Origin of the sequence: Paenibacillus turpanensis, from assembly GCF_011421635.1 — a bacterium.
GTDB lineage: Bacteria > Bacillota > Bacilli > Paenibacillales > YIM-B00363 > Paenibacillus_AK > Paenibacillus_AK turpanensis.
In genome coordinates, this window is sequence record NZ_WTLI01000032.1 from 23,109 (window position 1) to 29,596 (window position 6,488).

General features: G+C 47.8%; 9 protein-coding genes. 3 read left to right on the forward strand and 6 right to left on the reverse strand.

The features are described 5' to 3' along the window. Positions 1-29: 29 nt before the first annotated feature. Positions 30-557 carry a hypothetical protein gene (locus tag GQS10_RS21720; protein WP_166246200.1) on the forward strand — a complete coding sequence of 176 codons (528 nt, stop codon included), beginning with the start codon at positions 30-32 and terminating at the stop codon, positions 555-557. Between the two features lie 70 nt (positions 558-627). Here the strand turns inward: GQS10_RS21720 and GQS10_RS21725 are convergent, their stop codons facing one another. From GQS10_RS21725 to GQS10_RS21750, 6 genes are all read right to left on the reverse strand, one after another. Next, a complete protein-coding gene (locus GQS10_RS21725) occupies positions 628-1,206 on the reverse strand; it encodes a class I SAM-dependent methyltransferase (RefSeq protein WP_166246202.1) in 579 nt (192 codons plus the stop codon). 12 nt (positions 1,207-1,218) lie between these two features. Further along, complete coding sequence (locus GQS10_RS21730; RefSeq protein WP_166246204.1) at positions 1,219-1,533, reverse strand: hypothetical protein; 315 nt, start codon at positions 1,531-1,533, stop codon at positions 1,219-1,221. Next, positions 1,530-1,976, reverse strand: a complete 447-nt coding sequence (locus GQS10_RS21735) for a MarR family winged helix-turn-helix transcriptional regulator (protein WP_166246206.1) — start codon at positions 1,974-1,976, stop codon at positions 1,530-1,532. The genes GQS10_RS21730 and GQS10_RS21735 overlap by 4 nt, the downstream gene beginning before the upstream one ends. Before the next feature lie 312 nt (positions 1,977-2,288). Continuing rightward, positions 2,289-3,323, reverse strand: a complete 1,035-nt coding sequence (locus GQS10_RS21740) for a hypothetical protein (RefSeq protein ID WP_166246208.1) — start codon at positions 3,321-3,323, stop codon at positions 2,289-2,291. A gap of 194 nt (positions 3,324-3,517) precedes the next feature. Continuing rightward, a complete protein-coding gene (locus GQS10_RS21745; RefSeq protein ID WP_166246209.1) occupies positions 3,518-4,213 on the reverse strand; it encodes a DUF554 domain-containing protein in 696 nt (231 codons plus the stop codon). Between the two features lie 352 nt (positions 4,214-4,565). Beyond that, positions 4,566-5,036: an ArsI/CadI family heavy metal resistance metalloenzyme gene (locus tag GQS10_RS21750; protein ID WP_166246211.1), complete on the reverse strand. Its 471-nt coding sequence runs from the start codon at positions 5,034-5,036 to the stop codon at positions 4,566-4,568. 599 nt (positions 5,037-5,635) lie between these two features. Here GQS10_RS21750 and GQS10_RS23370 point away from each other — a divergent pair. Together GQS10_RS23370 and GQS10_RS23375 are read left to right on the forward strand one after the other, a co-directional pair. Next, positions 5,636-5,923 (forward strand): protein-tyrosine phosphatase family protein, encoded by a 288-nt coding sequence (locus GQS10_RS23370; RefSeq protein WP_243735338.1) that lies wholly within the window; start codon positions 5,636-5,638, stop codon positions 5,921-5,923. A 9-nt stretch (positions 5,924-5,932) separates the two neighbouring features. Beyond that, complete coding sequence (locus GQS10_RS23375; protein ID WP_243735339.1) at positions 5,933-6,133, forward strand: hypothetical protein; 201 nt, start codon at positions 5,933-5,935, stop codon at positions 6,131-6,133. Positions 6,134-6,488 lie beyond the last annotated feature (355 nt).

Below are 6,488 nucleotides of genomic sequence, written 5' to 3' on the forward strand. Positions count from 1 at the left end.
GACAGTACAACCTAGAGGAGGATATTTCCATGCAAAATCAACCTGTTCAAGGAAGCTCTTATCAGCAATTTATGCAGCAAGTGCAAAACCGCCGTGAAATCGAAATGCAGCAGGCCCAGCAGGCGATTCTTCAAGCCGGAGCGGATAACGCCTCTCAGCAAATGCGCAACATCGTACAGATGCTCTCGCAGATCGGCCAAGAAATTGCACAGGCACAAAAACAGCTGCACGAGCAAATGCAAGCGCAGCAGCGCCAGCTTCAACAGCTGGAGCAGCGCGTTACCTCCGCCTGCCAGCAGCTGGCTGATGTCGCTCAAATCCCGATGCCGCAGGCTGCGCCGATGTCATCCGATGCGCGACAAAGCGGCTATAGCGCCCAAGCGCAAGCCGGTTACGCTAGCAGCGAGCAGCCGACATCCAGCTATACAAGCAGCGTCCCTTCCCAAGCCGCATACAGCGGCGGCTCTCCAGTGCAGTCCAGCTACACCGGCGGCTCCCCGGTACAGTCCACCTACACTGGAAACCGTCCCGTACAGCAGCAGGGCTACATGCAGTAACGATCCCAAGGCCCGCCGTATCCATTCGACGGGCCTTTTTGCAACGCCACCCCTCTCGTATCCCGGCACTTCACTTCCTTAACAGCAAATAATAATGTTCGTAATCCTGCTTCCCTTCCTTAACAACCTGAAAGCCAACCGACTGAACGATATTTCTTACTTCTTCTTGCGGAATTCTATGTACCAGCGGAGGACCGATCAGGCCTTCACATTCCGAATCAAATTCCGCTATCAAAACATAACCGCTCTCATCGATATGCTGGTAGGCATTTTGAATAATAGCGGCGGGAGTATCGGCATGATGAAGCACATCGGTTAACATCACAATTTCAACGGTTCCGATCCCATCCAATGCATCTTCTGCATTTTTACAGAAAGGAACGATGTTGTTCAGCTTCCCTTCTACTCCGTCTAAAAGTGATAAGAGCGCCTCCTTGGATTGATCTACGGCATAAATCACACCCTCGTCCCCTACAACCTGGGCATAAAGCAGCGTAAATACGCCCGGACCAGTCCCAATATCCAGCACCGTGGATCCTCGTCTCATCTGCACAAGTTGAATCCATTCATCAGCTAAAGATGCGCGCTGCAGCTGTTTGCGCTTTACCTCGCCCCATCCGAGATGGGATAAGTCTTTCCGAAAATCCATAGAAAGTCCCCCCTACCAACCGAATACAACAAGAGTGTTTACCAAAAAATAAATAGAGAGCAGCACGGATAGTGCCGTAAGCGAAATCATCCATACTGTTTTGCAGCGATGCTTGAACAAACGATAAACAGAGAAAGCAGCAGTGATCAACGTCATCAAGATCATAAATCTACGGATCCAAATAACCCCGGACATCGAGGCCATCATATTTGTACTGCCGCCCATCAGCATGAGCAAGCCCATGTGCAGCCAGTGATGAGAGGAAGCAATAATTGAGAATACGATTGAAAGCAGCGAGGTGGACGCTTGCTTCGCTTTGAAATTCATTTCATCCGCCCCTTTTGATCAGACAAGGCATTGGTAAACAGCTTAAAGCCCTGCAAAATTTGATATTGGTCATCATCCGGCACATCACTCAAAATAGAACGAAAATACTGAAGCGACTGCTCTCTCACCTGCTGCAAGGAACGTCTGCCTTTGTCCGTTATAGATACCAACACTTCACGGCGGTTGTGTTCATTTAAAACCCGATTTACAAAGCCCTTTTTAACCAGTGTGTCCACTAATCGACTGACGGTGCTTCCCTCTAGTGACAATCGCTCCGCCAACTCGCCGATGGTCAAAACGTGTTCCTCCAGCTCTTGTAACGAAAATACCTGAGAAGGCGATAGCTGGTACCCGCAGGGGGTAACGTTTTGATCGAGCAGTCCGAATAAACGAACAAATTTTTGCACCGTATTGCGCAGCTCTAATAGCTCCTCTTGATTCATTTTTTCAACACCGTTCTTATGTAAAATAATTTCGCAAGTTAATAGATGTATAATACATATAATGTATTATACATATTAAGACGAGTCAAGTTCACTTCCATTCACAGGAAACTGGGCCTGCCGGCTTTGCTGCTCGGATCACCAAACCGCTGACGGTAAGGCTTGCGATAGTCGTGATAAAAAAGCGGAGATATCTTGATGGTTACCCCATCCAAGACGTCCCCGCTGACTAAGTAAGGCTAATCTATTTACGAATCGAGCGCTGCCCGGCCTCTTTTGCATTTCAATCTGATATCCAATGACCTGTATGCATTACCCTTCTGTACACCCTTGCAGGCTGCTAACCAGCGCATGCGGCTTATCCGCCTTCAAGTATACCCGATCCGTTACCCGCTTCACGCCAAAAGGAAGAATAACCTCGACCGGAGAAGTCAGCTGCAGCAGCACATTCGGCGTTTCAAACACCGGATAAGCCGACTTCTTGCTTTCTTCCTTCGTTAATTCATACTCCGGCACTGTCTCCGCTTTCGCAATCCAAGCCGCATCGATATCCGCATGCATGCGAAGTCCGTAACGTACCTTCAATCGTCCTTCCTCGAATTTCAGCGGGTTCAATCTCATCGCCCGGTAATCGGCCCAAAGAAACAGCAGGACATACACATCCCCCACAGTCAGCACCCAAGCCGCAATATGCGACCACTGCGCGACCAGAAGATGCATCGCAAACGCTTCAAAAATAATGATTTTGCTTATCATCATGACCATAATCAGCCAGTTCGATTCCTGATGGTAAGTGAAAGCCAGACTATCGCCGCCAGCTTCCCGTTTCTGCCCTTGCCGAGCTTTCCCCCAAGAAAAGAACGCGTAGTAAAACAATGAAATATCATGCATCAGCAGACGGGCCAGCAGCCCATCCCCTAAAGAACTCTGAACCGCCGTCCGTATCGCCTCCAAGGCGTTCACTGCTGTTTGCCGAACCTTGCGGTATGCGCGAATAAACTGGGTGAGCTTTGTAAGTTCGTACACGATAAAGCCAATCTCCAGCGGTATAAGCAGGTAATATACGATCCGTGCCGTCCACGTTTCGCCGGAAGGAACAAGCAGCAGGGTGACCCAGCAGCCCAGCAGCAAAGTGATGAGGACAGGAGCAACCGAGCGAACTCGTCTACGGCTATAGAAGTACAAAGCAAACGGGACGGCGATCAGCCAATCTGACGCTACCGCAATCGCCAGCAGCTCTGGAGCGTTCTGTAAAGAGCTCGAGCGAATGACATACAGATCACATACAAGTACAGCCAATACGAATGAAAGCAAAAGAAGGAGACGGCGGTTTTGCAGTACTGCCATATAATTACCTCCCTAATACGGCTTGAAAGCCGCTTTCTTTATATCAATTCCGTATTACTTCTTATCCATACTTAGTATATCACCGAACCCGTCCTAACGGTTGCCTTCAGCCGATTATTCATGACGTTGTCACAATGATGGAAACGATAAGCTCGACATCCATTTCTTTCGCTGCAGTCCCTCGGTGACCTTTTTCACAAAATAAAGCTCATGACAACCGCCATCACCAGCAGCGAAGGCAGCAGATTGGCTACATGGATCTTCTTGATCTCCAAAATGTTCAGCCCGACGCCGATAATAAGCACCCCGCCGACTGCCGAAACCTCCAGCGTTACCGCCTGTAAAAAGTCCGGGCTGTACGCCGAAGCCACAAAAGCCGCCGCCAGCGCAATGCTCCCTTGATAAATCAGCACGGGCGCCGCCGAAAACAGCACGCCAATCCCAAGCATCGAGCTGAACACGACCGCCAAAAAGCCGTCCATCAGCGATTTTGTATACAACACATCGTGATTAAGCCGTATCCCGCTGTCGATCGGCCCCAAAATCGCCATTGCGCCGATACAGAAGATTAGCGTCGTCGTCACGAAGCCTTGCCCGACCGACCCTTCACCGGTTCCTTTTACCTTGCTTTCCAGCCAGCGGCCAAGCTGATCAAAGCGTTTCTCCACGCCGATCCATTCTCCCAGCACCCCTCCGGCCACTAAACTAATGACCATCCAAAAATACTGGGTCGTCTTCATTGCCATCATAATTCCAAGCACACATAGCGCGATGCCCATACCTTGAATCACCGTTCTCCGCAGCTGTTCATTCAGCGACGGAATGAGCAGCCCAATCACTCCGCCAGCGATGATTGCCAGTGCATTGACAATACTCCCCCACAAAACCATCCTGCTTCTCCCTCTTTCTACATCTATAACCTATCGGACCTAGCGATTTATCAGTTCTCTTAGCTGCACCGTCCATGTGGGTCAAACCCGAACCAACCTAAGGTCAATAAAGCCCTGAGTGAACCCGACACCTCATTGTAGGCCATCCTCCCAATCCAGGCAATGCACCTTTTTTCCGGCAATAATTGTGAGTTCATTCATCTTAAGAAATTTTTATATTGAATAATCGTAAGCTTTTGGAAAATAAGTTATAAACTGAACATTAAAAAGAGACAGTGGCGGACCAAGACTGAAAAATAAAGTCTTAGACTACCGCTGTCTCATTCAACTAACGTTACCCGTTAGTTAAGGATCAGCAACATCTGCTGTTGTTCAACGTGGTTAGGGGGATTGTCACTTGCGCCGGCGTAGACGTACAACACACCGACGGCATGACCCGGTCTTCGGCTGCTTCAAACACACTGTCCGCACGTGTATAGAACACTTCCCACGGATTACCTTCAGGATCCGTAACCCAAATTTTGTCCTGTACGGCATAACAGCAAGTGGTGTCCATTTCGTCAAACGAAATAAGGCCCGCCTGCTCCAGACGCACTTTCGCTGCGAGCACCTCTTCGGTAGTTTTCACTTGAAAGCCGAAGTGGTTAAGGACACCTTTGTTACTAAAATCCCGAACGTTGAGGGAAAAATGCAATGCTGGGTCATCTAGCTCAAATTTCGCATAATTGTCTTTTACCTTCGTCGGCTCTGCGTTAAACAGCTTTTTGTAAAACTCCAAAGATTGCTCGAGGTTCCTTACATTGATGGCTACGTGCATCTTCATATTTAATACACTCCTTAGTTATATTTGGCCTTACACTGCGCAGCACACATTAGGAGGACAGCAGATATTCAAAGGAACTTGCACAGATTCCTTAAAGAACAAGCTAAGTACTACACGCTCGAATTTCCAAGCATGTTTGGCGATATTTTCAATCTCCATCTGTTTCTGACTAGCGAGCATTTCCGTTTCGTAATAATTCAAGGTCTCACCTCCATTTATTTGCATAATGCAAGTATATAAGAATTAAAATGGGATGGTTATTATCCCAAGGGTCTACAGCACATCTTCGATTTTGCCATACTTTCGTTTTACAATTTGATTGAACGGACCACCATATCTTGCTCGAATTCCGTCATGTTTGAAAAGACTTCGCTCAGATATTCTTTCATCTGCTGATCAATCATGGTTTTCGAAAGTCTTCCATTTGTTTAACCTCTAAATTAGTTATACAGTATTTATTTGCAATTTGCAAGTTTATATTCCATATTTATTTCCCCGTCTCCACAAACTGCCCGGACAGGATCGCCGAACCCCAGTACCATTTCACTCACGTTATTAATTGAAAATAACGGCATTAAGAAAAAGTAGGAGGCAACAAAATGGAGGAAAACTACAACGCATTAGTGCCAGACCATATTTTTATGGGTGGTTCATCCGATGTGGAGCACATGGTAAAAAATGAACACATTGATGTTGTCGTCGATCTACGCGAGGAAGCAACCCAATGCGCATATCCCGACCCCAAAATTCAACGGATCCAAGTACCGATAGGAGACAACGCAGAACCCCCTCAGGAAGAGCTGTTTAAACAAGCCATCCAACACGTGATGGAAACGTACAAGTCGGGCAAAAAAATCGGATTCCACTGTGGTGGAGGCAAAGGCTGAACAGGCGCTGTGGTCATCGAAACACTCATCTCGCTTGGACTTGCCAACACGATCGATGATGCTGAGCAAAAAGCGAAAGAGATCCGCCCCATCATCAAGATCCGTGAACCGCAGCGGGATGCTCACTATTTTTGTTCCGCTAAACTGCCCAGTTCGCGTAACGCCGCTGCTGCCAGTTCAGATCTTTATTTTCACGGTCTAACACTTTAAGTTTCCTTGGTATTTTTTTATGCAAAGGGTTACAATATTTTACACTCCGATAATAATGCCCCTGTACAATCATGAAAAAAGAAAGGGGAGTGTTCTATGCATACGAATAAAATTAGCCTGAATATCGAAGATATTATTGAAAGCCTCGGCTTACCGGATTTCGAACTTTGTCCCTCGCCTCCTGCCACGACCCCCGTCTCTATCGAAGTCGGCCTCAGCATCCCCAGCGGCTCCGTCAAACACCCTGCGCTTCAGCTTTGCTCGTAGAAACTTCCCGTTTCATTTCTTTTAATCTCATCCCATGCACAGGAAAAGGCGCGGGCTCCAAAACCGGAAAACCCGCGCCATGATTAGC